The organism is Pseudomonas sp. RSB 5.4, from assembly GCF_037126175.1.
Taxonomy (GTDB): domain Bacteria; phylum Pseudomonadota; class Gammaproteobacteria; order Pseudomonadales; family Pseudomonadaceae; genus Aquipseudomonas; species Aquipseudomonas fluorescens_H.
This window is the reverse complement of the sequence record NZ_CP146986.1, coordinates 5,252,519-5,275,664: the sequence shown is the minus strand read 5'-3', so window position 1 is coordinate 5,275,664 and position 23,146 is coordinate 5,252,519. Positions and strand designations below refer to the sequence as shown.

The window sequence follows — 23,146 nt, the reverse complement described above, 5'->3', positions numbered from 1 at the left end:
CCGGCTGGCTGGCAGCGCTGTGGTGGGCGAAAGGTCGCCATTATGCCTGCTTTGCCCGAGCGCATGAAAATGCCTGCCGGTCGGAAACTGCGGCTTTTCAGAGTTCGGCCTCTTCAAGGTCGGCCACGCTCTCGCGAATGGCCTGATCTACGACCTCCCGGTTTTCGTCGATAGCCCTGCGCTTGATCACCAGTCTTCTGGCGCGAATGTCCAGTTGCGACATCGGTTGATGGATCTGCCAGAACAGGTAGTTGGTACTCAACACCGACTTGAGAAAGCGGATATGGCTGAGCACCACGACCAACTCGCCACTGGCGTTCTGACTGACCGGAACAATGTGCGAGGTGAAGGTTTTGCCACTCAGGGCGGTAAACCTTCGCAGCAGCGCTACATCTTTTTCCAGCGCTGCCAGCCCTGCTTCAACCTGCGCTAATTGAACGCGCCCGAGCAAGGGAGTTGTCAACCGCCGCCAAGCCTCCTGTACACTTCCGGAAAACTCCTTCTGCTCCAGCACCACCGGTTTTTCTTCGACGCTCCAACCGGTCGACCAAAAAATACCGGCAAAATGATCGAACCACTGCGCAGGCTGAGTGCTGCTGTTATAAAGGCTGTCTGCCTTCACCTGCGCGAGATAAATGCAGTTCCTCACAAATCTGTTATCGGCCTCTGCCCGCCCCTCGAGCCCGGTGAACAACATATTGTTAACGGCAACTGCATTATTCTGACTTAAACGTGTAGCTGAATTGATATCCATATCGCTCCCTGCCAACTTGGCACCTATTAAATTTATAGCTTCATTGCGCCAGACTTATGAAAAATAACTGACTTCAATCAAACTAACAAAAACGAAAGTTGAAAAAATCACTATTGCTCAACATTAAGTTTCCGCATTGCTCTCGACACACCGTGACGACAGACCCGCGTCAGATGCCGGCAGCCGCGTTATCATGCCGCCCTTGAAGATCTACCCTGAATTAAGGAACGGCATGACACCCTGGCTGACGGTTGTGGGAATCGGTGAAGACGGCTTCAAGGGCCTGGGCAAAAACGCCCGGCGCGCCCTGCTGGCCGCTTCGCGGATCATCGGCGGCCAGCGGCAACTGGACTTGCTGCCGGTATGCATACGTGGCGAACGCGCATTGTGGCCGAGCCCGTTTTCCCTCGCGCCTGTACTGGAACGGAGCGGCGAAGCCGTGTGCGTGCTGGCCAGCGGCGATCCGATGTTCTATGGCGTCGGCGCCAGCCTTGCGCGGCACGTGCCGAGTGATCAGATGCTGATCCTGCCGGCGCCATCCTCCTGTTCGCTGGCCGCTGCACGCCTCGGCTGGCCGTTGCAAGAGGTGGTCACACTGTCGCTGGTCGCGAGACCTCTGGCGACACTCAATGCGCAACTGTTCAGCGGGGTGCGCCTGTTGCTGCTGAGCAATGACCGACAAAGTCCGGCGGCCGTCGCGGCGCTGCTGCGTGAGCGCGGTTTTGGTGGCAGTCGCCTGAGCGTTCTGGAGCACTTGGGCGGCGACGCCGAGCGGCGCATCGACGGCACTGCGCGTGACTGGAATGAGCCAACGATTGCCGATCTGAATGTGATCGCCATCGAATGCCTGGCCGATGCGCTGGCACCGCGTCTGTCGCGTCTGGCCGGACTGCCGGACTCGGCATTCCAGCACGACGGCCAACTGACCAAACGCGATGTCCGCGCCATCACCCTCGCCCGCCTCGCGCCGATCCCCGGCGAACTGCTGTGGGATGTCGGCGGCGGTTGCGGTTCGATCGGCATCGAATGGATGCGTGCACACCCGAGCTGTCGCGCCATCGCCATCGAGGCGGACGCAGGCCGACAGGCCTTGATCGAACACAACCGCGACGCGCTGGGCGTACCCGGTCTGCAATTGGTGCGTGGCCGTGCGCCGCAGGCACTTGCCGGGCTGGAGCGACCCGATGCGATCTTCATCGGCGGCGGCGTGACCCGTGAAGGCGTGTTTGAAACCTGCTGGGATCAACTCAAGCCCGGTGGCCGACTGGTGGCCAACGCCGTAACCCTGCAAAGCGAAGTCACCCTGATGAACTGGCGCGAACGCCACGGCGGCGAACTGACCCGTATCCACGTCGCCCAGGCGCAACCGCTGGGTGAGTTCGACACCTGGCGTCAGGCGCTGCCGATCACCCTGCTGGATCTGGTCAAACCCTTCGATGCGTGACGAAACCGCCGAACAACCCGCCCCGCTGCGTAGCGGTCTGACCACCGGCAGCTGCGCCACCGCCACCAGCCTCGCCGCCGCACGCCTGCTGCTGGGCGGCACTTCGGCGGATGCGGTGCAGATCGTCCTGCCCAAAGGCAAACAGGTGCTGATGCGCCTGGAGTTCTGCCGTTTGACCGCCGACGGCGCCGAAGCCGGGACGATCAAGGACGCCGGCGACGACCCCGACGTGACCCACGGTGCGCTGCTCTATTCGCACGTGCGGCTGCTGGCCGAGCCGGGGATTCGCTTCATCGCGGGCGCCGGCGTCGGCACCGTGACCCGGCCGGGATTGGTGCTCGGCGTCGGTGAGCCGGCGATCAACCCGGTGCCGCGCAAGATGATCAGCGATCACCTGAGCCTGCTCGCCGCCGAAAGCGGTTATGGCGGCGGTTTCGAGATCACCGTCAATGTCGAAGGCGGCGAGGCGCTGGCGCTGAAAACCATGAACCCGCGCCTGGGCATTCTTGGTGGTTTGTCGATCCTCGGCACCAGCGGCATCGTCCGGCCGTTTTCCTGCGCGGCGTACATCGCCTCAATCCACCAGGGCATCGACGTGGCGAAAACCAACGGCTATGTGCACATCGCCGCGTGCACCGGCAACGCCAGCGAAGACACCATGCGCCGGGTCTACGACCTGCCGGAAATCGCCCTGATCGAAATGGGCGACTTTGTCGGTGCAGTGCTCAAGCACCTGCGCAAAGTGCCTGTGGATAAACTCAGCCTGTGTGGCGGCTTCGGCAAGATCAGCAAACTGGCGGCCGGGCACATGGATCTGCACTCGCGGCATTCGAGTATCGACCTGCCGCAACTGGCTGAATGGGCCGCAGCGATTGGCGCTGATCAGGCGTTGCAGCAGAGCATTCGTGAAGCGAACACCAGCCAGCAGGCCTTGGCGATGGCCAGCGCGGCGGGCATTGCCCTCGGCGATGTGGTCTGCCGCCACGCGCTGAATTTCGCCCGCAGCGTGGTGCCGGCGCAGGTACAGGTCGAGGTGTTTGCGATTGATCGCCAGGGCGGGATTGTCGGCCACGCCGGAGGTTTTGCATGAAGCGGATCTTGTTGCTCGGCGGCGTCACTGAGGCGCTGGCCATCGCTCGCACGCTGGGGCCAGAACACATTTACAGCCTGGCCGGCGTGGGCCGGGTGCCGACTGATCTGAGCTGCCAGGTGCGGGTCGGCGGCTACGGCGGCGCCGAAGGTCTGGCGCAGTTCATTGGCGCTGAAGGCATCGAACTGCTACTCGACGCGACCCACCCTTACGCCGCGCAAATCAGCCACAACGCCGCCATCGCCGCGCAACTCGCCGGCATTCCCTGCTGGGCCTTGCGCCGCCCCGCATGGCAGCCGCAGCCGGGCGACGACTGGCGCGAGGTCGGCGACTGGGCCGAACTGACCGCAGCCCTCAAACCGTTCCGCCGCCCGCTGTTCACCCTCGGCCGCGAACCGCTGCAACACCTCGACGAAATCCCCGCCAACCAGTTCTGGACCCTGCGCGCCCTCGACGTCTACCCCGGTAACGAACGCTGCGAAGTCATCGGCGCCCGTGGGCCATTTCTGCTTGAGGAAGAACGCGCGCTGTTCGAACGCCGGCAGATCGATGTGCTGATCAGCAAGAACAGCGGCAGCACCGCCACCGAGCCGAAACTGGAAGTGGCACGGGAGTTGGGGGTACCGGTGCTTGTGTTGAAGCGGCCAGTCTTGCCGGGGGTTGATCGGGAGTTTGGATCTACGTCTGAAGTCCTTAATGCACTGCTGACGTCAGACTTTTCCTGATTTCGATTTAATCTGCGAATTAGCCGGCCTGTTTTGAGGAAGCAGCCGACTGTTCTTCGCTATTCCCTCACCCAATACTTCGGTTCCTTTAATCCATACAGGCAGACAACCGTCAAAAAGCGGCTTGCCAGTCTGTATCCCAAGGAATACGATCCTGACATGATCGAACTCGAACGATCCCGTATATTTTCCGAATGGCTCGACTCGTTGAAAGACATCATCGGCAAAGGCCGAATCATCTCCAGACTTCGAGCAGCCGAACATGGCAACTTTGGCGATTGCGGATTTGTCGGTGACACCGTTTACGAAATGCGTGTTCACTACGGCCCTGGTTACAGGATGTACTTCACTCGTCGAGACGAAGTGATTTATCTGCTGTTAATCGGGGGCGACAAATCGACACAACGGCGTGATATCAAGCGCGCCGTACAAATGGCACATAGCATCGGTAATGAGGAGTAAGTCATGACCGAAAAATTCACCCGTTTCGACGCCGCCGAGTACCTTAAAACCCCCGAGGACATGGCGGCTTATCTGGACGCTTGCTTTGATGATGATGAAGGCGATGGCGTACTCATCCGTGCAGCACTGAATGACATAGCCCGAGCCCAGGGCATGACACAGGTGGCACGTGATGCTGGCCTGGGTCGTGAAAGTCTCTATAAAGCGCTGAGCAGCACTGGCAACCCCGAATTCGCAACTATCATGAAGGTCATGAAGGCTTTGGGTTTGAGATTGCACGCCGTCGCGGTTTGATTGATCTGCGACACCAAACCGCACGACGCCTTTTTACTTATCGGCCCTGATCAGGCTAAATAGCCGCGCCTGATCGCCCACCCAACGGATCTGTCCCATGAACCGACACCGGCTCGCATTTGCCTGGATCGCCTGCTTCGCAGTGCTGTTCAACATGCTCGCCATGCCGATGACCGGGGCGATGGCGCAGGCGGCCAGTTCACCGGCCGAACAGTTGCTGTGGAGCAGTTTCTGCACCGGCAGCGGGACGAAGATGGTGGCGATCAACATCGGCACCACGGAGCAGAAAGCCCCGTCCAACGACACCCATTCCAACATGCAGCATTGCTGGTGTTGCTCGGGTTCCGCGCCGCTGGTGGCGTTGCCGGGCCATACGCCGCAGCTGTATTTCGCCCGCTACGAAAGCAATCGCAGCGTGGCGCCGCCCTCGTTGCAAACACCGACACCGCGCCAGCAATGGCCAAGCCTCAATCCCCGCGCCTCGCCTCTGGTCTGATCTGTCTCGCAATTGACCTGCGTTTCATATCGTTCCGGAGAACTGCCATGTTGAACAAACTCATCGTCATCGCTGCGCTGTTGCTGCCGGCGTGCTTCGCCCATGCCCACGAATACAAGGCCGGCGAGCTGGAAATCGCTCATCCTTGGTCGCAGGAGCTGCCGCCCAACGCGCCGACCGTCGCGGCTTATTTCGTGATCAGCAATCCCGGCAAGACCGACGACCGCCTGCTCAGCGTCGACTCGCCGATCACCGCCGAAGCGCAACTGCACGAACATGTGATGCAGGGCGACCTGATGAAAATGCAGCAGGTGCCCGACGTGGTGATTCCTGCCGGCGGCACGGTGACGTTCGCACCGATGGCCTATCACGTGATGCTGCTCAACCCGAAAGACCGCAGTCTGCTCAGCGACGGCAAACGCTTCCCGCTGACCCTGCATTTCGAGAAAGCCGGCAACGTCACCGTCGAAGTCGCGGTGCAGAAGAAACCGCCGGAAACCCAGGCACACGATCACGCCCAGTAACCGATCCGGCTGACCACGCCCGTGCGCCTGCAACGCGCCGGGGCGTCCCGCCTGCATCGCCAGAGCCAGACTCTGACCCGCGGTAGCTGGATCGCCCTGTTCGCCATGTTGATGATCTTCATCGGCCCGCTGATTTCTCAGTCGATGCCGATGGATCAGCACGCCTCGACTTCCATGGCGATGCCCATGGACATGTCGATGGCCATGCCGGGCATGGATCACGCCACGCACGGCGCACCACCGGCTGCCGAACACTGCCCGCCGCAATCCTCGCACCACGCCCTGTGGGAAAAATGCGGTTATTGCAGCCTGCTGTTCAATTGCCCGGCGCTGACCGGTGGCGGCACGTTCGCCACATTCAGCATTGCCCACGTCAACACCTTCACCCCGCCCTCCCCGCGTCTGGGCCATGCCCGGCAGACCTTCTTCCCCGGCGCCCGCACCCGCGCCCCGCCCGTCAACGCGTAAACACCGCACCTTTGATTGCACACGGTTGAGAAGACAGCTTCAGGCTGCCGGCCGTGTCGTTTACGACTGTTTGATGGAAATTGTCATGTCCAGGTTTTCTGCTGTTCCGCGCTCGGGTTCTGTCCGGGCTTCCTTCGCACTGAGCGAATCGCGCATTCGTTTCTCGCACGCTACCGCCGTCCTTTGCGGCGTTCTGTTATCGCCGCTGGTGCTGGCCGATGACCACGCCGGTCACGTTGATGAACTCAGCCCGACGGTGATCACCGCCATCGCTCCCAGCTCGCCACTGACCATCGTCACCAACCCCAAGGACCCGCGCCAACCGGTGCCGGCCAGTGACGGCGGCGATTACCTGAAGACCATTCCCGGCTTCGCCCTGGTGCGCAACGGCGGCACCAACGGTGATCCGGTGCTACGCGGGATGTTCGGTTCGCGGCTGAACATTCTCACCAACGGCAGCATGTTGCTCGGCGCCTGCCCCGGCCGCATGGATGCGCCGACCTCCTACATCTCGCCGGAAACCTACGACAAGCTCACGGTGATCAAAGGCCCGCAAACCGTGCTCTGGGGGCCGGGTGCCTCGGCGGGCACGGTGCTGTTCGACCGTGAACCGGAAAGCTTCGGCGAGCTCGGCACGCGGGTGAATGCCAGCGTGCTGGCCGGCTCCAACGGACGCTTCGACAAGGTTGTCGACGCTGCTGCCGGCGGGCCTTTGGGCTATGTGCGAGTGATCGGCAACACCGCGCACTCCGACGACTATCGCGACGGCAACAACGCCACCGTGCCGTCGCGCTACGACAAGTGGAACGGTGACATCGCCGTCGGCTGGACCCCGGACGCCGACACCCTGATCGAACTGACTGCCGGCAAGGGCGACGGCGAAGCACGCTACGCCGGACGCGGCATGGACGGTTCGCAGTTCCTGCGCGAAAGCCTCGGCCTGCGCTTCGAAAAATCCAATATCACTGACGTGTTGGAAAAGCTCGAAGCACAGGTCTACTACAACTACGCCGACCACGTGATGGACAACTACACCCTGCGCACGCCGTCCGGCACCGGGATGATGGCCGGTCCCATGGCCTCCAACGTCGACCGTCGCACCCTCGGCGCGCGGATCAAGGCGACCTGGCGCTGGGCCGACATCCAACTGATCACCGGCCTCGATGCGCAGACCAACGAGCACCGCCAGCGCAGCGGCATGGGCATCGACACCTACAAGGATCAGCCGTACACCAAGGACGCCGATTTCCATAACTATGGCGTGTTCAGCGAAATGACCTGGTACGCCGCCGACCGTGATCGCCTGATCACTGGCGCCCGGGTCGACCGCGCTTCGGCCAGGGATTATCGGCAGAGCATTGGTTCGGGAATGATGAGCCAGCCCAATCCGACCGCCGACGACACCCGCGCCGACACCCTGCCCAGCGGTTTCGTGCGTTACGAACATGACCTGACCGACGCGCCGGCCACGCTGTACGCCGGCCTCGGCCACGCGCAGCGCTTCCCGGATTACTGGGAGCTGTTTTCACCGAAGTCCGGCCCGGCCGGTTCGCTGAATGCGTTCGACTCGATCAAACCGGAGAAGACCACCCAGTTCGACTTCGGCGTGAACTACAAGACCGCCGAACTCGAAGCCTGGGCCTCGGGCTATATCGGCGTGGTGCGCGATTACATCCTGTTCGACTACACGCCGACGATGATGGGCATGAGCAGCTCCCGTGCCGAGAACATCGACGCGCGAATCATGGGTGGTGAACTTGGTGCTGCGTACAAGCTCACCGACCACTGGAAAGCCGATGCGACGCTGGCCTACGCCTGGGGCAAGAACAGCAGCGACGGCAAGGCCCTGCCACAAATGCCGCCGCTGGATGCGCGTTTCGGCCTGACCTACAGCGAAGACAACTGGAGCGCCGGGGCACTGTGGCGCATGGTCGCGGCGCAAAACCGCATCGACCAGAACAAGGGCAACGTGGTCGGCAAGGACTACGACAAGAGCGGCGGGTTTGGCGTGTTTTCGCTTAATGGTGCGTACCGGATCAACAAGAACTGGAAGGTCAGCACCGGCGTCGACAACCTGTTCGGCAAGGCTTACGCCGAACACCTGAACCTGGCCGGTAACGCCGGTTTCGGCTACCCGGCCAACGACCCGCAAGCGATTAACGAGCCGGGGCGCACGCTCTGGACCAAGGTCGATATGAGTTTCTAACAGTCAAATCCCACCCTGTGGGAGCGAGCTTGCTCGCGAAGGGGACGGCACATCCAACATAGATGCAGCCTGATACGACGCCTTCGCGAGCAAGCTCGCTCCCACAAGGGTCGCAGAACAACGAAAAGATCCAAGCCAAGCGGAGCAAACGTGATGCAAAAGCCCAAAGCGAATTTCTACAACCTGGCCTGGCGCTGGCATTTCTATGCCGGATTATTCGTCGCGCCCTTCATGGTGATGCTGGCCCTGACCGGCATCATCTACCTGTTCAAACCGCAACTCGACTCACTGATGTACAGCAGCCTGCTCAACGTCCCGGCCGGGCATCACACGGTGCCGGCCGATGAGCTGCTGCAACGGGTCAAGAGCGCTTATCCACAGGGTCAGATCACCCAGTACCTGCCGCCGGCCAACGCCGAGCGCAGCGCGCAGTTCGTGGTGAAAAACGCCGGCCATGAACTCAACGTATTCATCGATCCGTACCACGGCGACATCCTCGGCGAGCAGGATGCAAAGAAAAATCTGCAAGCCATCGCCCGCGCCATTCACGGCGAATTGATGATCGGCACGGTGGGTGATCGCCTGATCGAACTCGCCGCCGGTTGGGGTGTGGTGCTGGTGGTATCGGGGGTCTTTCTGTGGTGGCCGCGCGGTCAGGCGGCGGGGATTCTGTGGCCTCGCCTGAACAGTCGCGGTCGGGTGTTATGGCGTGATCTGCACGCGGTCACCGGGTTCTGGGGCGCCGCATTGCTGCTGGTGATGCTGCTCAGCGGCATGACCTGGACCGGCTTCTGGGGCAAGCAGTACGCCCAGGTGTGGAACGTGTTTCCGGCCGCGATGTGGAACAACGTGCCGACCTCCGACGTCGAGGCCGGCAGCCTGAACAACGCCGCGCGCCAGACCGTGCCGTGGGCGATGGAAAACACGCCGATGCCGATGTCCGGCGACCACGCTGAACACATGGCCCACGGCGGCATGCAACACGGTCCCGCCGCACCCGCGATCAGCCTGCAAGATGTGCAGAACATCGCAACTGAGCGCAAGGTCGAACCCGGCTACAGCATCACCCTGCCGACCACCGCGACCGGGGTGTTCACCATTGCCGTGTTTGCCGACGACCCGCGTAACGATGCGACCCTGCATGTCGATCAGTACACCGGCAAGGTCCTCGCCGATGTGCGTTTCGAGCAGTACGGTGCGGTGGCGCGGGCCACGGAAATCGGCGTGATGCTCCACGAAGGCAAGATGTTCGGCACTTTCAACCAGATTGTCGTGCTGCTGATCTGCCTGATGATTCTGCTCAGCGCCGTCAGCGGCGTGGTGATCTGGTGGAAACGTCGTCCGCAGGGCAAATTCGGCGTGCCGCCGCTGCGTCATGACCTGCCGAAATGGAAAACCGGCGTGGCGATCATGCTGGTGCTGGCGGTGATTTTTCCGCTGGTGGGGGCTTCGCTGGTGCTGGTGTGGTTGCTGGACTGGCTGCTGTTGTCGCGTTTGGGGCGCCAAGCTGAATCTGCCTCAACTTCATCATGAAGCAGGCGAGATGCGCGTTTTAGACAGATCTTTAAACTGCCGGGGCTTAAACTCCGGCAGATTCCTGTGGGAGCGGGCTTGCTCGCGAAGGCGCAGTGTCATGCAACGAACAGGGTGCCTGACACGCCCTCTTCGCGAGCAAGCCCGCTCCCACAATTGCCGCTCTGCCCGCCACCAAAAGTGGCGGGCTGTCTTTTGAAGAAGTGATTCACCGCCCCGATGAACAAGTACCTCTTGTCCAGTCTCTGCCTGCTTGCCCTGAACAACGCCAGCGCCGATGGCCAACCGTTGACGCTGCCCACCGGAACCATCAGCGCCCCGGCCATGGATGACGAAAACGTCAGCCTGACCACACCGACCACCGCTGGCTCACGCCTGAACCTGACGGCCATGGAAACCCCGGCCAGCGTCGAAAGCCTCAGCGGCGAGCAGGTGCGCGCCCGTGGCGATCGCAGCGTGCAGGACGCCGTGTCACGCAGCACCGGCATCAGCCGCACCGGCACCCCGGGCGATGGCGGCACCTCGTTGCAGGCACGCGGTTTTACCGGGCAGAGTTCGGTGATGCAGTTGTATGACGGCAACCGGATGTACACCGGCATGGGCACCGTGACCTTTCCGGTCGACACCTGGTCGGTAGCGCGCGTCGACGTACTGCGCGGCCCGGCCTCGGTGCTGTACGGCGAAGGCGCGACCGGCGCGGTGGTCAACGTGATCCCGAAAAAACCGTTCGAGGGTGAAATCGAAAACCACCTGCGCGTCGGCTACGGTTCCTACGACAGCCAGCAGCAGGCATTCGACAGCGGCGGTTCGCTGAGCGACACCCTGAGCTATCGCCTCAATCTCAATCGCCTGCGCAGCAACGGCTGGATCGATCGCGGTGACTCCTCCAGCGACTTCATCAGCGCCGCGCTGCGCTGGCAAGCCACTGATGACCTGGCCTTCACCCTCGCCCACGACTACGGCGACCAGCGTCCGCAGAACTACTTCGGCACGCCACTGATCAACGGCCGATTGCAGAACAGCCTGCGTAACAAGAACTACAACGTGCGCGACGACCAGCAGCACTACAACGATCAGTGGACGCGACTGACCACCGATTGGCAGATCAACGACGCCGTCAGTGCCAGCAACGAGCTGTACTACCTCAAGGCCCAGCGCCGCTGGCAGAACGCCGAAAACTACAACTTCGACACCGCCACGCAACAGCTCAGCCGCAGTGGCTACTTCGGCATCGGCCACCAGCAGGAGCAGGTCGGCGACCGCCAGACCTTCACCTTCAAGCACTCGCTGTTCGGCCTCGACAGCCAGACCGTGACCGGCGTCGATCACAACCGCATCCGCTTCCAGCTCGACAGCAACTCGCCGTTCAACGATGTGTTGCCCAACGGTCAGCCCTTGGACCTGTATCACCCGCAACCGGGCTATTTCGAAAGCGCCAACCCGTACCGCGACCAGTTCGACAGCACCACAAAACAGATGTCAGTGTTCGCTGAAAACCGCACGCAACTGAGCGAGCGCTGGTCGCTGGTGACCGGCGTGCGCCGTGATTACGTGCATGTGGATCGCAACAACCTGGTCGATGGCAGCCAGAGCGACAAGACCCTGACCGGCAACAACTGGAAGGCCGGACTGGTGTTTGCCCTGACACCACAGACTTCTTTCTACGGTCAGGTCGCGACCAGCACCGACGGCATCGGTGGCTTGATTTCGCTGAGCCCGAGCCAGCAGCAATACGACCTCTCGACTGCACGCCAGACCGAGGTCGGCCTGAAGCAGTTGTTCTGGGATCAGCGCGGTGAGTTCACCCTGGCCGCCTATCGCATTGTCAAAAAGAAACTGCTGACCGACGATCCGGGCAACCCGACGCTCAAGCAGCAAGTCGGCCAGCAATCGTCCAACGGCCTGGAAGCCAGCCTCGACCTGCAACTACCGCACGCCTGGCAACTGCAGGCCAACGCGGCGATTGTGAAGGCCAGGTACGATGACTTCTCCGAAGTGGTCAACGGGCAAACCCTGTCGTACAACGGCAATCGCCCGGTGGATGTGCCGCGTCGAACGGCCAATCTGTGGCTGAACAAAAACCTCAGCGATGACCTGAAGGCCGGCGCCGGCGTGCGTTATGTCGATGCGCGTTACGCCGACATGGCCAACCGCAACGAGCTGCCGAGTTACACCGTGGTCGATGCGACGCTGTCGTGGCAAGCCTTGCGCAACACCACGCTGGGCCTGCAGGTGAACAATCTGTTTGACCGCCAGTACGCACAAAGCCAATACAATGAGGGCCAGCAGTGGATTCTCGGCGAACCGAGATCGTTCTTCGTCACGGCCGATTACACCTTTTGATTCATGGGCCTCTTCGCGAGCAAGCCCGCTCCCACATTGAAACGCGATCAACTGTGGGAGCGGGCTTGCTCGCGAAGGCGTCATCAGCAACGCCAGATATTTCAGAGTAGAAGCATGACCTCGCTAAACCTCACCAACCTCGCCTGGACACCCCTGGGCCACGGCCACTGCCATCACCAGTTCCAGCTGCGTGACGCCTCGTTGCAGGTGGCTGCCGGTGAGTTCGTCGGGCTGATCGGCCCCAACGGCAGCGGCAAGACCAGCCTGCTGCGGTGCGCCTATCGCTTCAGTCAGCCGGAAAGCGGTGAGGTCAGACTCGATCACCACAACGTGTGGAAGCAATCCTCGCGCTGGAGCGCAAAACGCATCGCCGTGGTCTTGCAGGAGTTCCCCGATGCCTTTGGCCTGACCGTCGAAGAAGTGGTCGCCATGGGCCGCACGCCGCACAAAGGCCTGTTCGATGGCGACACGCTGGAAGATCGACAGCTGGCGACGCAAGCGCTCACATCCGTCGGCCTCGACGGCTTCGAAGACCATGCTTTCGCCACGCTGTCCGGCGGTGAAAAACAGCGGGTGATCCTTGCCCGCGCCCTGACCCAGCAACCGCAACTGCTGATCCTCGACGAGCCGACCAACCATCTCGACCCGCGTTATCAGCTTGAGCTGCTGCAACTGGTCAAACGCCTGCAGATCGGTACCCTCGCCAGCATCCACGACCTGAACCTCGCGGCCGCCTTCTGCGACCGACTGTACGTGATCAACCACGGACGGATCGTCGCCAGCGGCACGCCGCAGCAAGTGCTCACCACCGAGCTGCTGCGCGACGTGTTCGGCGTCGAAGCGTTGATCGACTCCCACCCCCTCCACGACTACCCGCGAATCACCTGGATAACCCGACCATGACTGTGCGTTCTCTGCTTTGCGTCGCTCTTCTGTTGTGCAGTGCTCAAGCCCTGGCCGAAGCCACGAAATACCCGCTGACCATCCATAGCTGCAACCGCGAAGTGACCTTCAAGCAGGCGCCGAAACACGCGGTCAGTCACGACATCAACATGACCCAGATGATGCTCGCCCTCGGCCTCAAATCGCGCATGGCCGGTTACAGCGGTGTCAGTGGCTGGAAGTCGGTGACGCCCGAAATGCAGTCGCTGCTCGACGGTTTGCCGGAGCTGGCCGCGAAATATCCGTCGGTGGAAACCCTGCTCAACGCCAACGTCGATTTCTTCTTCGCCGGTTGGGATTACGGCATGCGCGTCGGCGGCGATCTCACCCCGCAGACCCTGCAACCGCTGGGCATCAACGTGTATGAGCTGACCGAGTCCTGTGCCTTCGTGATGAAACGCCCGGCGGCGACGCTGGACGACACCTATAACGACCTGCGCAACCTCGGGAAGATTTTCGACGTGCAGGATCGCGCCAACGCACTGATCGCCGACATGCAGCAACAGGTCGCCCAAATCCGTAAAGATCTGCCTGCCGACCAGCCGCGCGTGTTTCTCTACGACAGCGGCGAAGACCGCGCCATGACTTCCGGGCGTCTCGGCATGCCGCAGGCGCTGATCGATGCGGCCGGCGGGCGCAACATTCTCGACGACGTCGAAGCGAGCTGGACCCGGGTCAATTGGGAGACTGTGGTCGAACGCAATCCACAGGTGATCGTGATCGTCGATTACAGCGAAATCACCGCCGAGCAGAAGATCGAATTCCTGCTGAAGAACCCGGCGCTGCAATCGGTGGATGCGATCAAGAACCAGCGTTTCATCGTTATTCCCTACGTGCAGGCCACGCCGGGGATCGATAACGTGCTGGCGGTGGAAACCCTGGCCAAGGGGTTCCACGGCGAATGATCGACCGGCGCTACGCCCTGTTGTTGACCGCCCTCGGCGCCGTGTTGCTGGTGTCGTGCGTGGTGTCGCTGGGATTCGGCCCGGCGCGGGTGCCGGTGGATGTGGTTTGGCGGATTCTCCTGCACAAGGCCTTCAGTCTCGGCGAGGTGAGCTGGAGCGCCGGGCAGGAACACATCGTCTGGCTGATCCGCGTGCCGCGCATGTTGCTCGGGGCGTTGGTCGGCGCCGGGCTGGCGTTGATCGGCGCGGTGCTGCAAGCGGTGACGCGCAATCCGCTGGCCGATCCGCACCTGCTTGGCGTCACCTCCGGCGCGACCCTCGGCGCCGTGATCGTGGTGCTGCACATCGGTGAAATCGTCGGCCTGCTGACCTTGCCGATTGCCGCATTCATCGGTGCGTTGCTGAGCATGTTTCTGGTGCTGGGCATTGCCAACCGTCAGGGTCGGCTCGACAGCGACCGCTTGCTGCTGTGCGGCGTGGCGGTGTCGTTCGTGATGATGGCAATCGCCAATCTGCTGCTGTTCATGGGCGACCATCGCGCCAGCTCGGCGGTGATGTTCTGGATGCTCGGCGGCCTCGGGCTGGCGCGTTGGGAGTTGCTGACGATACCGGCGCTGAGCGTGTTGCTCGGCCTCGGTCTGCTGCTCGGCATGGCTCGGCCATTGAACGCCTTGATGGCCGGCGAGCAGACCGCCGTGACCCTCGGCCTGAATGCCCGCGCGGTGCGCCTGCGGGTGTTTGTGATCGCGTCCTTGATGACCGGGGTGCTGGTGTCGATCAGCGGCTCGATCGGTTTTGTCGGGCTGATGGTGCCGCACATTGCCCGGCGTCTGGTCGGGGCCGAACACCGGCGACTGCTGCCGGCCTGCGTACTGCTTGGCAGCCTGTTCCTGGTGTGGGTCGATGTCGCCGCGCGCACCATGATCGCGCCGGAAGACCTGCCCATCGGCGTTGCCACTGCGGCTATCGGCGGCCTGTTCTTCATCGGTCTGATGCGCCGCCGCTGACACAACCCAATCCCCCCTGTAGGAGCTGCCGCAGGCTGCGATCTCTTGATCTTGCTTTTGATCATTGAAAATCAAAGTCAAAAGATCGCAGCCTGCGGCAGCTCCTACAGGAACAGTGTGCGCCCCAATCTGGCGCGGCCGCTTGCACCAGCGCTCTCTCCGCGTCCCTTCATGGTGCACCCCGCCCGCGCGCAACCGCTCTAAACCGACATTTTCCTGCCCGATCCCGACCGGGCACAGCCCTTGCAAAACAGTCTTCAGTCGTCCGCATCTGCCAACCATAAAAAACTTTAATGTTCATGGAGATCGCACAATGAAGCGTCGCAGTTTGATCAAGGCTTTCACACTCACGGCATCCATTGCCGCGATGGGCATGACCTGGACTGTCCAGGCCGCCGAGACCATCAAGGTGGGGATTCTGCATTCGTTGTCCGGGACCATGGCGATCTCCGAAACGTCGCTCAAAGACATGGCGCTGATGACCATCGACGAAATCAACGCCAAGGGCGGCGTGAACGGCAAGATGCTCGAACCGGTGGTGGTCGACCCTGCGTCGAACTGGCCGCTGTTCGCCGAGAAGGGCCGGCAGTTGCTGACGCAGGACAAGGTCGCGGTGGTGTTCGGTTGCTGGACCTCGGTATCACGTAAATCGGTACTGCCGGTGTTCGAAGAACTCAACGGCCTGCTGTTCTACCCGGTGCAGTACGAAGGCGAAGAAATGTCGCCGAACGTGTTCTACACCGGCGCCGCACCGAACCAACAGGCGATTCCGGCGGTGGAATACCTGATGAGCGAAGAAGGCGGCAGCGCCAAGCGTTTCTTCCTGCTCGGCACCGACTACGTCTACCCGCGCACCACCAACAAGATCCTGCGCTCGTTCCTGCATTCCAAAGGCGTGGCCGACAAGGACATCGAAGAGGTCTACACCCCGTTCGGTCACAGCGACTATCAAACCATCGTCGCCAACATCAAGAAATTCTCCGCCGGTGGCAAGACCGCTGTGATTTCCACGGTCAACGGCGACTCCAACGTGCCGTTCTACAAAGAGCTGGCCAACCAGGGCCTGAAGGCTACCGACGTACCGGTGGTGGCGTTCTCGGTGGGTGAAGAAGAGCTACGCGGCATCGACACCAAACCGCTGGTGGGCAACCTCGCGGCGTGGAACTACTTCGAGTCCGTGGAGAACCCGGTGAACAAGAAGTTCGTCGCTGACTGGAAGGCCTACGCGAAGAAACACAACCTGCCGGGCGCCGACAAAGCGGTGACCAACGACCCGATGGAAGCCACCTACGTCGGCATCCACATGTGGGCGCAAGCCGTTGAAAAAGCCAAGTCCACCGACGTCGACAAGGTCCGCGAAGCACTGGCTGGCCAGACCTTTGCCGCGCCGTCCGGTTACACCCTGACCATGGACAAGACCAATCACCACCTGCACAAACCGGTGATGATCGGCGAGATCCAGGCTGACGGTCAGTTCAACGTGGTCTGGCAGACCGAAGGGCCGATCCGTGCCCAGCCGTGGAGCCCGTTTATCGATGGCAACGACAAGAAGCCGGATTATGCGGTGAAGAGCAACTGAGCCATTGGGTGTCGGGCTGAAGAGCATTTTCGGCCCGACACAATCCCTCTGTGGGAACAATATTTTGTGGTGAGGGGATTTATCCCCGACCGGCTGCGAAGCAGTCGCGAAAGCAGTCGACGCGATCAATCTGATACACCGCGACTGCTGGATTCAGGGCTGCTTCGCAACCCATCGGGGATAAATCCCCTCGCCACAAAGGCTGTGCCCACAATTAGTCCGCGCAAGGCGACTCTTTATGCCGACTACCCTTTACCGCTTCATCCTCGCCATCGCACTGCTGTTGCCGATGACTGCCTTTGCCGGCGACGCCGAAGACTTCGTCGCCGCCAATCCCGTGCAGCAAGCCAAACTGCTCGAAGCCTGGGCCGCGCAGCCCGAGCCGGCGCGTGTCGAGCTGATCAACGCCCTGCAACAAGGCGAATTGACCCTCGACGGCCAAACCAAAACCCTGCGCTTGAACAACCGCCTGCGGGGTCTGATCGACACCGCTTTGGCCAGCCACCAATTGCTCGCCGCCGACGCCAAAATCCGTCTGACTGCTGCGCAGCAATTGCAGAAAAGCGCGAAACCCGCGCAGCTGAAATTCCTCGACCAGCAACTGGCTGGCGAAAAAGATGAAAGCGTCCACGCCGCCCTGAGCCTGGCCCTGGCCAACCTGCAATTGGTGGACAGCGACCCGGCAGTGCGTCTGGCCGCCGTGCGCCTGCTCGGTGAAACCGGCGATCCCCTGGCCCGCACCCGCCTCGAAGGCCTGCTCGAACCCGGCGTCGAAAACGATGCCGGCGTGCGCACCGCCGCCGAAACCAGTCTGGCGCAGGTGAAACACAAACTGCTGGTCGGCGAAATCCTCGGTGAAGCCTTCAGTGGCATGTCCCTCGGTTCGATTCTGCTGCTCGCGGCACTCGGTCTGGCGATCACCTTCGGCCTGCTCGGGGTGATCAACATGGCCCACGGCGAGATGCTGATGCTCGGCGCCTACTCGACCTACGTGGTGCAACTGATGTTCCAGCGTTACGCCCCGCAAGCCATCGAGTTCTACCCGCTGATCGCGCTGCCGGTGGCGTTCTTCGTCACGGCGGCGATCGGCATGGCGCTGGAACGCACGGTGATTCGTCACCTCTACGGCCGGCCGCTGGAAACCCTGCTCGCCACCTGGGGCATCAGCCTGATGCTGATTCAGTTGGTACGCCTGCTGTTCGGGGCGCAGAACGTCGAGGTGGCGAACCCGGCGTGGCTGTCCGGCGGCATTCAGGTGCTGCCGAATCTGGTGCTGCCGTACAACCGCATCGTGATCATCGCCTTCGCTTTGTTCGTGGTGGTGCTGACCTGGCTGCTGCTGAACAAGACCCGCCTCGGCCTCAACGTGCGAGCGGTCACGCAGAACCGCAACATGGCCGCCTGCTGCGGCGTGCCCACCGGGCGCGTCGACATGCTCGCCTTCGGCCTCGGCTCGGGCATCGCCGGCCTCGGTGGCGTGGCGCTGAGCCAGATCGGCAACGTCGGCCCGGACCTGGGCCAGAGCTACATCATCGACTCGTTCCTGGTGGTGGTGCTCGGGGGTGTCGGTCAACTCGCCGGCAGCGTGCTCGCCGCCTTCGGCCTCGGCATCGCCAACAAAATTCTCGAACCGCAGATCGGTGCGGTACTGGGCAAGATCCTGATCCTCGCGCTGATCATTCTGTTCATCCAGAAACGTCCGCAAGGCCTCTTCGCACTGAAAGGACGGGTGATCGACTGATGAACCAGCCTCTACTTGTCACGGCCACGCAAAAAGCCGGGCCGAAAGTCACCCTTGCCATCGGCGCGGTGATCCTCGCGCTGCTGATCGCCCTGCCGCTGCTCTCGCTGCTGGCGCCGGACAGTGCGCTGCATGTGTCGGCGTATACGCTGACGCTGGTCGGCAAAATCCTCTGCTACGCCATCGTCGCCCTGGCGCTGGATCTGGTCTGGGGTTACGCCGGGCTGCTGTCGCTGGGCCACGGTCTGTTCTTCGCACTCGGTGGTTATGCGATGGGCATGTACCTGATGCGTCAGGCGGCCGGTGATGGTTTGCCGGCGTTCATGACCTTTCTGTCGTGGACCGAATTGCCGTGGTACTGGAGCGGCACCAGCAGTTTTATCTGGTCGATGTGTCTGGTGGTGCTGGCACCGGGTCTGCTGGCGCTGGTGTTCGGCTTCTTCGCCTTCCGCTCGCGGATCAAGGGCGTGTATTTCTCGATCATGACCCAGGCCCTGACCTTCGCCGGGATGCTCCTGTTTTTCCGCAACGAGACCGGCTTCGGCGGCAACAACGGCTTCACCAATTTCCGCACGATTCTCGGTTTCGGCATCACTGAGCCGGGCACCCGCGCGGTGCTGTTTCTGGCCACCGTGCTGCTGCTGGTGGCGAGTCTGTTCATCGGCTGGCGTCTGGCACAGAGCAAGTTCGGCCGGGTGCTGACGGCGCTGCGCGATGCGGAAAACCGCCTGATGTTCTGCGGCTACGACCCGCGCGGCTTCAAGCTGTTCGTCTGGGTCTTGAGCGCGGTGTTGTGTGGTCTCGCCGGGGCGTTGTATGTGCCGCAAGTAGGCATCATCAACCCGAGCGAAATGTCGCCGACCAACTCGATCGAAGCAGCAGTGTGGGTCGCCCTCGGCGGTCGCGGCACGCTGATCGGGCCGTTGCTCGGTGCCGGTGTGGTCAACGGCATGAAGAGCTGGTTCACCGTGGCTTTCCCCGAATACTGGCTGTTCTTCCTCGGTGCGCTGTTCATTGTCGTGACGTTGTATTTGCCCAAAGGCGTGATCGGCCTGCTGAAGAAACGAGGTGAACAATGAGAGTCACTGCGAGTGCTGAATTCATGCTCGAACCGGCGTTTTTCCCCGTGGAACCGAACAAGGACGAGGGCACCAGCCGCGACTCGATCGGCCTCGGCCAGCGCGTCGGGCCGGGCCTCGACACCCGGCACGGCACGATCCTGACCCTGGAAGACATCAGCGTCAGCTTCGACGGCTTCCGCGCCTTGAACAATCTGAACCTGTACATCGGCGTCGGCGAACTGCGCTGCATCATCGGCCCCAACGGCGCGGGCAAGACCACGCTGATGGACGTGATCACCGGCAAGACCCGCCCCAGTCGCGGCAAGGCCTGGTTCGGTGAAACCATGGATCTGACGCAGATGAGCGAAGTGCAGATCGCCCAGGCCGGGATCGGGCGCAAGTTCCAGAAACCGACGGTGTTCGAAGCCCTCAGCGTGTTCGAGAACCTGGAGCTGGCGCAGAAAACCGACAAGTCGGTCTGGGCCAGTTTGCGCGCGCGTCTGAGCGGTGAGCAGAAGGATCGCATCAGCGAAGTGCTGGAAACCATTCGCCTGACGGCCTCGGTCAATCGCCCTGCCGGACTGCTGTCCCACGGTCAGAAGCAGTTTCTGGAGATCGGCATGTTGCTGATGCAGGACCCGCAACTGCTGCTGCTCGACGAGCCGGTGGCGGGCATGACCGACGCCGAAACCGAATTCACCGCCGAGCTGTTCAAGTCGCTGGCAGGCAAGCATTCGCTGATGGTGGTGGAGCACGACATGGGTTTTGTCGGCTCGATTGCCGACCATGTGACGGTGCTGCATCAGGGCAGCGTGCTGGCGGAAGGATCGCTGGAGCAGGTGCAGGACAACGAGCGGGTGATCGAGGTCTATCTCGGCCGCTGACGATCCATCCCCTGTGTAGGAGCTGCCGCAGGCTGCGATCTTTTGATCTTGTTTTTAAGATCAAGATCAAAAGATCGCAGCCTGCGGCAGCTCCTACACAGGGATTTGAGGAGAATTTGGACATGCTGCAAGTCGACAAGCTGCACCAGTACTACGGCGGTAGCCACATCCTGCGCGGCCTGAGCTTTGACGTGAACGTCGGCGAAGTCACCTGCCTGCTCGGGCGCAACGGCGTGGGTAAGACCACCCTGCTCAAATGCCTGATGGGCCTGTTGCCGGCCAAGGAAGGCGTGGTGAACTGGGAAGGCAAAGCGGTCACCACGCTCAAGCCGCACCAGCGGGTACACGCCGGAATCGCCTATGTGCCACAGGGCCGGGAAATCTTCGGCCGGCTCACCGTGGAGGAAAATCTGCTGATGGGCCTGTCACGGTTTCCCGGCAGTGAAGCGAAAGAAGTACCAAGTTTCATCTACGAATTGTTCCCGGTGCTGCTACAAATGAAGCAGCGCCGCGGCGGTGACCTGTCCGGCGGTCAGCAACAACAGCTGGCTATCGGTCGCGCCCTGGCCAGTCGTCCGCGTTTGCTGATCCTCGACGAGCCCACCGAAGGCATCCAGCCCTCGGTGATCAAGGAGATCGGCGCGGTGATCAAGAAGCTCGCGGCGCGGGGCGACATGGCGATTTTGCTGGTGGAACAGTTCTACGACTTCGCCGCCGAGCTGGCCGATCAATACCTGGTGATGTCCCGGGGCGAGATCGTGCAACAGGGCCGCGGCGAAAATATGGAGGCCGAGGGTGTACGAGGTCTGGTAACAATTTAATCTGTAGCTTCCTAACGATAATTACAAACCATGAACTTACCGCTTCCCACTGCCCTGTTTACCCCGAGCTGGCATGCCGAGCTGGAGCTGGCCTACGCCCGCTTCGGCGACTGCACGCGCCCGGTTCAGCGCCGGCACCTCGGCCCGTTGCGCGTACAAAAGCACCTGTACGCCGAAGGCCCCGAGGTCTGCCAGCACATCATCGTCCACCCGCCGGGCGGGATCGCCGGGGGTGACCGGCTGAACATCAGCGCCCGCGTCGAACCAGATGCCTGGGCGCAGATCACCAGCCCCGGCGCCGCCAAGTGGTATCGCGCAGCGGGGCCGGCGTATCAGCAGCTCGACCTGAAAATCGCGGCCGGTGCGACGCTGGAATGGCTGCCACAGGAAACCATCGTCTACAGCGCCGCCCAGGCTGAACTCAGCACCTCGATCGAGCTGGAGGGCGATGCGCGGCTGTTTTACTGGGACGTGGTGGCGCTGGGCCGACCGGCCAGTGGCGAGCGCTTCGACCTCGGACACTTTCAAGCGCATCTGGATATCCGCCGCGACGGGCGATTGCTCTGGCACGAGCGTCAACGCATCACCGGCAATGACGGCTTGCTCGATTCGCCGATCGGCCTGGATGGCCATCCGGTGTTTGCGACGCTGCTGGTGACCGGTGAAATTGATGCCGAATTACTGGAGCGCTGTCGCTCACTGGGGCATGCAGTGAGCGGGGATCTGACCCAGTTGCCCGGCCTGTTGGTGGCTCGGTGTCTGGCGTCAGAAGCACTGCTCGCCCGTGCCTGGCTCATCGATTTATGGCGTTTGTTACGCCCGGTTCTGCTGGGCCGTGAAGCCCAGCCCCCGCGAATCTGGAACACCTGAAATGCAATCCAACTGTGGGAGCGGGCTTGCTCGCGAAGGCGATGTGTCATTCACACAGATGCTGGCTGACCTACCGCTTTCGCGAGCAAGCCCGCTCCCACAGGAGATTTGTGCACATTTTTCAATCTGCCCTGATGGATACCCACAATGGACCTGACCCCACGCGAAAAAGACAAGCTGTTGATCTTCACCGCCGGCCTCGTCGCCGAGCGCCGACTGGCCCGTGGCGTGAAGCTCAACTACCCGGAAGCCATGGCCTACATCTCCGCCGCCCTGCTTGAAGGCGCCCGTGACGGTCAGACCGTGGCTGAGCTGATGCACTACGGCACCACCCTGCTGAGCCGCGAGCAGGTGATGGAAGGCATCCCGGAAATGATTCCGGAGATTCAGGTCGAAGCGACGTTCCCAGACGGCACCAAACTGGTCACCGTCCACCAACCGATCGTCTGAGGCCGCGCCATGACTTACTCCATTCGCGATGCCCTGCATGCCGACTTGCCGGCGATCCGCGACATCTACAACGATGCGGTGCTCAACACCACGGCGATCTGGAATGAATCGGCGGTCGATCTCGGCAACCGCCAGGCGTGGTTCAGTGCCCGTCAGGCCCAGGCCTACCCGATTCTGGTGATCGTCGACGCCGACAACAGCGTGCTCGGCTACGCTTCATTCGGTGACTGGCGGCCGTTCGACGGTTTTCGCCATACCGTCGAGCACTCGGTTTACGTGCGCAGCGACCAACGCGGCAATGGTCTTGGCCCGCAACTGATGAGCGTGCTGATCGAGCGGGCCAAAGCCTGCGACAAGCATGTGATGGTCGCCGCCATCGAAAGCGGCAACACCGCTTCCATTCGTCTGCATGAACGCGCCGGTTTCAGCATCACCGGGCAGATGCCGCAAGTCGGCACCAAGTTCGGCCGCTGGCTCGACCTGACCTTCATGCAACTGACCCTCAATCCTGGCGCGGAGCCGCCTGCAGCCAACAAGGAGTGACACC

23 protein-coding genes are annotated in these 23,146 nt (G+C 62.0%); 22 read left to right on the top strand and 1 reads right to left on the bottom strand.

The features are described 5' to 3' along the window. Positions 1 to 97: 97 nt before the first annotated feature. Complete coding sequence (locus V9L13_RS23815) at positions 98 to 754, bottom strand: hypothetical protein (protein ID WP_338800687.1); 657 nt, start codon at positions 752 to 754, stop codon at positions 98 to 100. A gap of 232 nt (positions 755 to 986) precedes the next feature. Here V9L13_RS23815 and cbiE point away from each other — a divergent pair, with 232 nt between their 5' ends. The 22 genes from cbiE (at position 987) to V9L13_RS23705 (ending at position 23,142) form a co-directional block, all read left to right on the top strand. Continuing rightward, a complete protein-coding gene (gene cbiE, locus V9L13_RS23810) occupies positions 987 to 2,198 on the top strand; it encodes a precorrin-6y C5,15-methyltransferase (decarboxylating) subunit CbiE (RefSeq protein ID WP_338800686.1) in 1,212 nt (403 codons plus the stop codon). Continuing rightward, positions 2,191 to 3,288 (top strand): cobalt-precorrin-5B (C(1))-methyltransferase, encoded by a 1,098-nt coding sequence (locus V9L13_RS23805; RefSeq protein ID WP_338800685.1) that lies wholly within the window; start codon positions 2,191 to 2,193, stop codon positions 3,286 to 3,288. Before cbiE ends, V9L13_RS23805 begins: the two co-directional genes overlap by 8 nt. After that, positions 3,285 to 4,013 (top strand): cobalt-precorrin-6A reductase, encoded by a 729-nt coding sequence (locus V9L13_RS23800; protein WP_338800684.1) that lies wholly within the window; start codon positions 3,285 to 3,287, stop codon positions 4,011 to 4,013. The genes V9L13_RS23805 and V9L13_RS23800 overlap by 4 nt, the downstream gene beginning before the upstream one ends. Positions 4,014 to 4,172: 159 nt before the next feature. Continuing rightward, the gene (locus tag V9L13_RS23795) at positions 4,173 to 4,475 is read left to right on the top strand and encodes a type II toxin-antitoxin system RelE/ParE family toxin (protein ID WP_003221246.1); all 303 of its coding nucleotides are present in this window, start codon (positions 4,173 to 4,175) and stop codon (positions 4,473 to 4,475) included. Positions 4,476 to 4,478: 3 nt separating this feature from the next. Next, the gene (locus tag V9L13_RS23790) at positions 4,479 to 4,769 is read left to right on the top strand and encodes an addiction module antidote protein (RefSeq protein ID WP_003221244.1); all 291 of its coding nucleotides are present in this window, start codon (positions 4,479 to 4,481) and stop codon (positions 4,767 to 4,769) included. A gap of 97 nt (positions 4,770 to 4,866) precedes the next feature. Continuing rightward, positions 4,867 to 5,265 (top strand): DUF2946 domain-containing protein, encoded by a 399-nt coding sequence (locus V9L13_RS23785; protein WP_338800683.1) that lies wholly within the window; start codon positions 4,867 to 4,869, stop codon positions 5,263 to 5,265. Positions 5,266 to 5,312: 47 nt separating this feature from the next. Continuing rightward, positions 5,313 to 5,789 carry a copper chaperone PCu(A)C gene (locus V9L13_RS23780; protein ID WP_338800682.1) on the top strand — a complete coding sequence of 159 codons (477 nt, stop codon included), beginning with the start codon at positions 5,313 to 5,315 and terminating at the stop codon, positions 5,787 to 5,789. Positions 5,790 to 5,810: 21 nt separating this feature from the next. Continuing rightward, on the top strand, positions 5,811 to 6,257 hold the full coding sequence (locus V9L13_RS23775; protein ID WP_338800681.1) for a DUF2946 domain-containing protein: 447 nt from the start codon (positions 5,811 to 5,813) through the stop codon (positions 6,255 to 6,257). An 85-nt stretch (positions 6,258 to 6,342) separates the two neighbouring features. Then, entirely contained in the window at positions 6,343 to 8,463 is a 2,121-nt protein-coding gene (locus V9L13_RS23770) for a TonB-dependent copper receptor (RefSeq protein ID WP_338800680.1), read from the top strand. A gap of 153 nt (positions 8,464 to 8,616) precedes the next feature. Beyond that, positions 8,617 to 9,996, top strand: coding sequence for a PepSY domain-containing protein (locus V9L13_RS23765; RefSeq protein WP_338800679.1), 1,380 nt, complete (start codon positions 8,617 to 8,619; stop codon positions 9,994 to 9,996). Positions 9,997 to 10,215: 219 nt separating this feature from the next. Continuing rightward, positions 10,216 to 12,339: a TonB-dependent receptor gene (locus V9L13_RS23760; protein WP_338800678.1), complete on the top strand. Its 2,124-nt coding sequence runs from the start codon at positions 10,216 to 10,218 to the stop codon at positions 12,337 to 12,339. 114 nt (positions 12,340 to 12,453) lie between these two features. After that, positions 12,454 to 13,242 carry an ABC transporter ATP-binding protein gene (locus V9L13_RS23755; protein ID WP_338800677.1) on the top strand — a complete coding sequence of 263 codons (789 nt, stop codon included), beginning with the start codon at positions 12,454 to 12,456 and terminating at the stop codon, positions 13,240 to 13,242. Further along, a complete protein-coding gene (locus V9L13_RS23750) occupies positions 13,239 to 14,186 on the top strand; it encodes an ABC transporter substrate-binding protein (RefSeq protein ID WP_338800676.1) in 948 nt (315 codons plus the stop codon). The genes V9L13_RS23755 and V9L13_RS23750 overlap by 4 nt, the downstream gene beginning before the upstream one ends. Beyond that, positions 14,183 to 15,193, top strand: a complete 1,011-nt coding sequence (locus tag V9L13_RS23745; protein ID WP_338800675.1) for an iron ABC transporter permease — start codon at positions 14,183 to 14,185, stop codon at positions 15,191 to 15,193. The genes V9L13_RS23750 and V9L13_RS23745 overlap by 4 nt, the downstream gene beginning before the upstream one ends. A 313-nt stretch (positions 15,194 to 15,506) precedes the next feature. Further along, on the top strand, positions 15,507 to 16,772 hold the full coding sequence (urtA, locus tag V9L13_RS23740; RefSeq protein ID WP_003221226.1) for an urea ABC transporter substrate-binding protein: 1,266 nt from the start codon (positions 15,507 to 15,509) through the stop codon (positions 16,770 to 16,772). A 238-nt stretch (positions 16,773 to 17,010) separates the two neighbouring features. Further along, entirely contained in the window at positions 17,011 to 18,513 is a 1,503-nt protein-coding gene (gene urtB, locus V9L13_RS23735) for an urea ABC transporter permease subunit UrtB (protein ID WP_338800674.1), read from the top strand. Continuing rightward, positions 18,513 to 19,592: an urea ABC transporter permease subunit UrtC gene (gene urtC / locus V9L13_RS23730; RefSeq protein WP_166496046.1), complete on the top strand. Its 1,080-nt coding sequence runs from the start codon at positions 18,513 to 18,515 to the stop codon at positions 19,590 to 19,592. Before urtB ends, urtC begins: the two co-directional genes overlap by 1 nt. Positions 19,593 to 19,615: 23 nt before the next feature. Beyond that, positions 19,616 to 20,458, top strand: a complete 843-nt coding sequence (gene urtD, locus V9L13_RS23725; protein WP_338802898.1) for an urea ABC transporter ATP-binding protein UrtD — start codon at positions 19,616 to 19,618, stop codon at positions 20,456 to 20,458. Positions 20,459 to 20,580: 122 nt separating this feature from the next. Then, positions 20,581 to 21,279 (top strand): urea ABC transporter ATP-binding subunit UrtE, encoded by a 699-nt coding sequence (gene urtE / locus V9L13_RS23720; RefSeq protein ID WP_338800673.1) that lies wholly within the window; start codon positions 20,581 to 20,583, stop codon positions 21,277 to 21,279. A gap of 30 nt (positions 21,280 to 21,309) precedes the next feature. After that, positions 21,310 to 22,149: an urease accessory protein UreD gene (locus V9L13_RS23715; RefSeq protein WP_338800672.1), complete on the top strand. Its 840-nt coding sequence runs from the start codon at positions 21,310 to 21,312 to the stop codon at positions 22,147 to 22,149. Between the two features lie 147 nt (positions 22,150 to 22,296). Then, on the top strand, positions 22,297 to 22,599 hold the full coding sequence (ureA, locus tag V9L13_RS23710; protein ID WP_003221215.1) for an urease subunit gamma: 303 nt from the start codon (positions 22,297 to 22,299) through the stop codon (positions 22,597 to 22,599). A 9-nt stretch (positions 22,600 to 22,608) separates the two neighbouring features. After that, positions 22,609 to 23,142, top strand: coding sequence for an N-acetyltransferase family protein (locus tag V9L13_RS23705; RefSeq protein WP_338800671.1), 534 nt, complete (start codon positions 22,609 to 22,611; stop codon positions 23,140 to 23,142). The last annotated feature ends 4 nt before the right edge of the window (positions 23,143 to 23,146 follow it).

What these genes read in the sequence shown, in the direction of transcription:
- V9L13_RS23815 (WP_338800687.1), bottom strand. Translation starts at nt 754, where the DNA reads ATGGATATCAATTCAGCTACACGTTTAAGTCAGAATAATGCAGTTGCC.
- cbiE (WP_338800686.1), top strand. Translation starts at nt 987, where the DNA reads ATGACACCCTGGCTGACGGTTGTGGGAATCGGTGAAGACGGCTTCAAG.
- V9L13_RS23805 (WP_338800685.1), top strand. Translation starts at nt 2,191, where the DNA reads ATGCGTGACGAAACCGCCGAACAACCCGCCCCGCTGCGTAGCGGTCTG.
- V9L13_RS23800 (WP_338800684.1), top strand. Translation starts at nt 3,285, where the DNA reads ATGAAGCGGATCTTGTTGCTCGGCGGCGTCACTGAGGCGCTGGCCATC.
- V9L13_RS23795 (WP_003221246.1), top strand. Translation starts at nt 4,173, where the DNA reads ATGATCGAACTCGAACGATCCCGTATATTTTCCGAATGGCTCGACTCG.
- V9L13_RS23790 (WP_003221244.1), top strand. Translation starts at nt 4,479, where the DNA reads ATGACCGAAAAATTCACCCGTTTCGACGCCGCCGAGTACCTTAAAACC.
- V9L13_RS23785 (WP_338800683.1), top strand. Translation starts at nt 4,867, where the DNA reads ATGAACCGACACCGGCTCGCATTTGCCTGGATCGCCTGCTTCGCAGTG.
- V9L13_RS23780 (WP_338800682.1), top strand. Translation starts at nt 5,313, where the DNA reads ATGTTGAACAAACTCATCGTCATCGCTGCGCTGTTGCTGCCGGCGTGC.
- V9L13_RS23770 (WP_338800680.1), top strand. Translation starts at nt 6,343, where the DNA reads ATGTCCAGGTTTTCTGCTGTTCCGCGCTCGGGTTCTGTCCGGGCTTCC.
- V9L13_RS23765 (WP_338800679.1), top strand. Translation starts at nt 8,617, where the DNA reads ATGCAAAAGCCCAAAGCGAATTTCTACAACCTGGCCTGGCGCTGGCAT.
- V9L13_RS23760 (WP_338800678.1), top strand. Translation starts at nt 10,216, where the DNA reads ATGAACAAGTACCTCTTGTCCAGTCTCTGCCTGCTTGCCCTGAACAAC.
- V9L13_RS23755 (WP_338800677.1), top strand. Translation starts at nt 12,454, where the DNA reads ATGACCTCGCTAAACCTCACCAACCTCGCCTGGACACCCCTGGGCCAC.
- V9L13_RS23750 (WP_338800676.1), top strand. Translation starts at nt 13,239, where the DNA reads ATGACTGTGCGTTCTCTGCTTTGCGTCGCTCTTCTGTTGTGCAGTGCT.
- V9L13_RS23745 (WP_338800675.1), top strand. Translation starts at nt 14,183, where the DNA reads ATGATCGACCGGCGCTACGCCCTGTTGTTGACCGCCCTCGGCGCCGTG.
- urtA (WP_003221226.1), top strand. Translation starts at nt 15,507, where the DNA reads ATGAAGCGTCGCAGTTTGATCAAGGCTTTCACACTCACGGCATCCATT.
- urtB (WP_338800674.1), top strand. Translation starts at nt 17,011, where the DNA reads ATGCCGACTACCCTTTACCGCTTCATCCTCGCCATCGCACTGCTGTTG.
- urtC (WP_166496046.1), top strand. Translation starts at nt 18,513, where the DNA reads ATGAACCAGCCTCTACTTGTCACGGCCACGCAAAAAGCCGGGCCGAAA.
- urtD (WP_338802898.1), top strand. Translation starts at nt 19,616, where the DNA reads ATGCTCGAACCGGCGTTTTTCCCCGTGGAACCGAACAAGGACGAGGGC.
- urtE (WP_338800673.1), top strand. Translation starts at nt 20,581, where the DNA reads ATGCTGCAAGTCGACAAGCTGCACCAGTACTACGGCGGTAGCCACATC.
- V9L13_RS23715 (WP_338800672.1), top strand. Translation starts at nt 21,310, where the DNA reads ATGAACTTACCGCTTCCCACTGCCCTGTTTACCCCGAGCTGGCATGCC.
- ureA (WP_003221215.1), top strand. Translation starts at nt 22,297, where the DNA reads ATGGACCTGACCCCACGCGAAAAAGACAAGCTGTTGATCTTCACCGCC.
- V9L13_RS23705 (WP_338800671.1), top strand. Translation starts at nt 22,609, where the DNA reads ATGACTTACTCCATTCGCGATGCCCTGCATGCCGACTTGCCGGCGATC.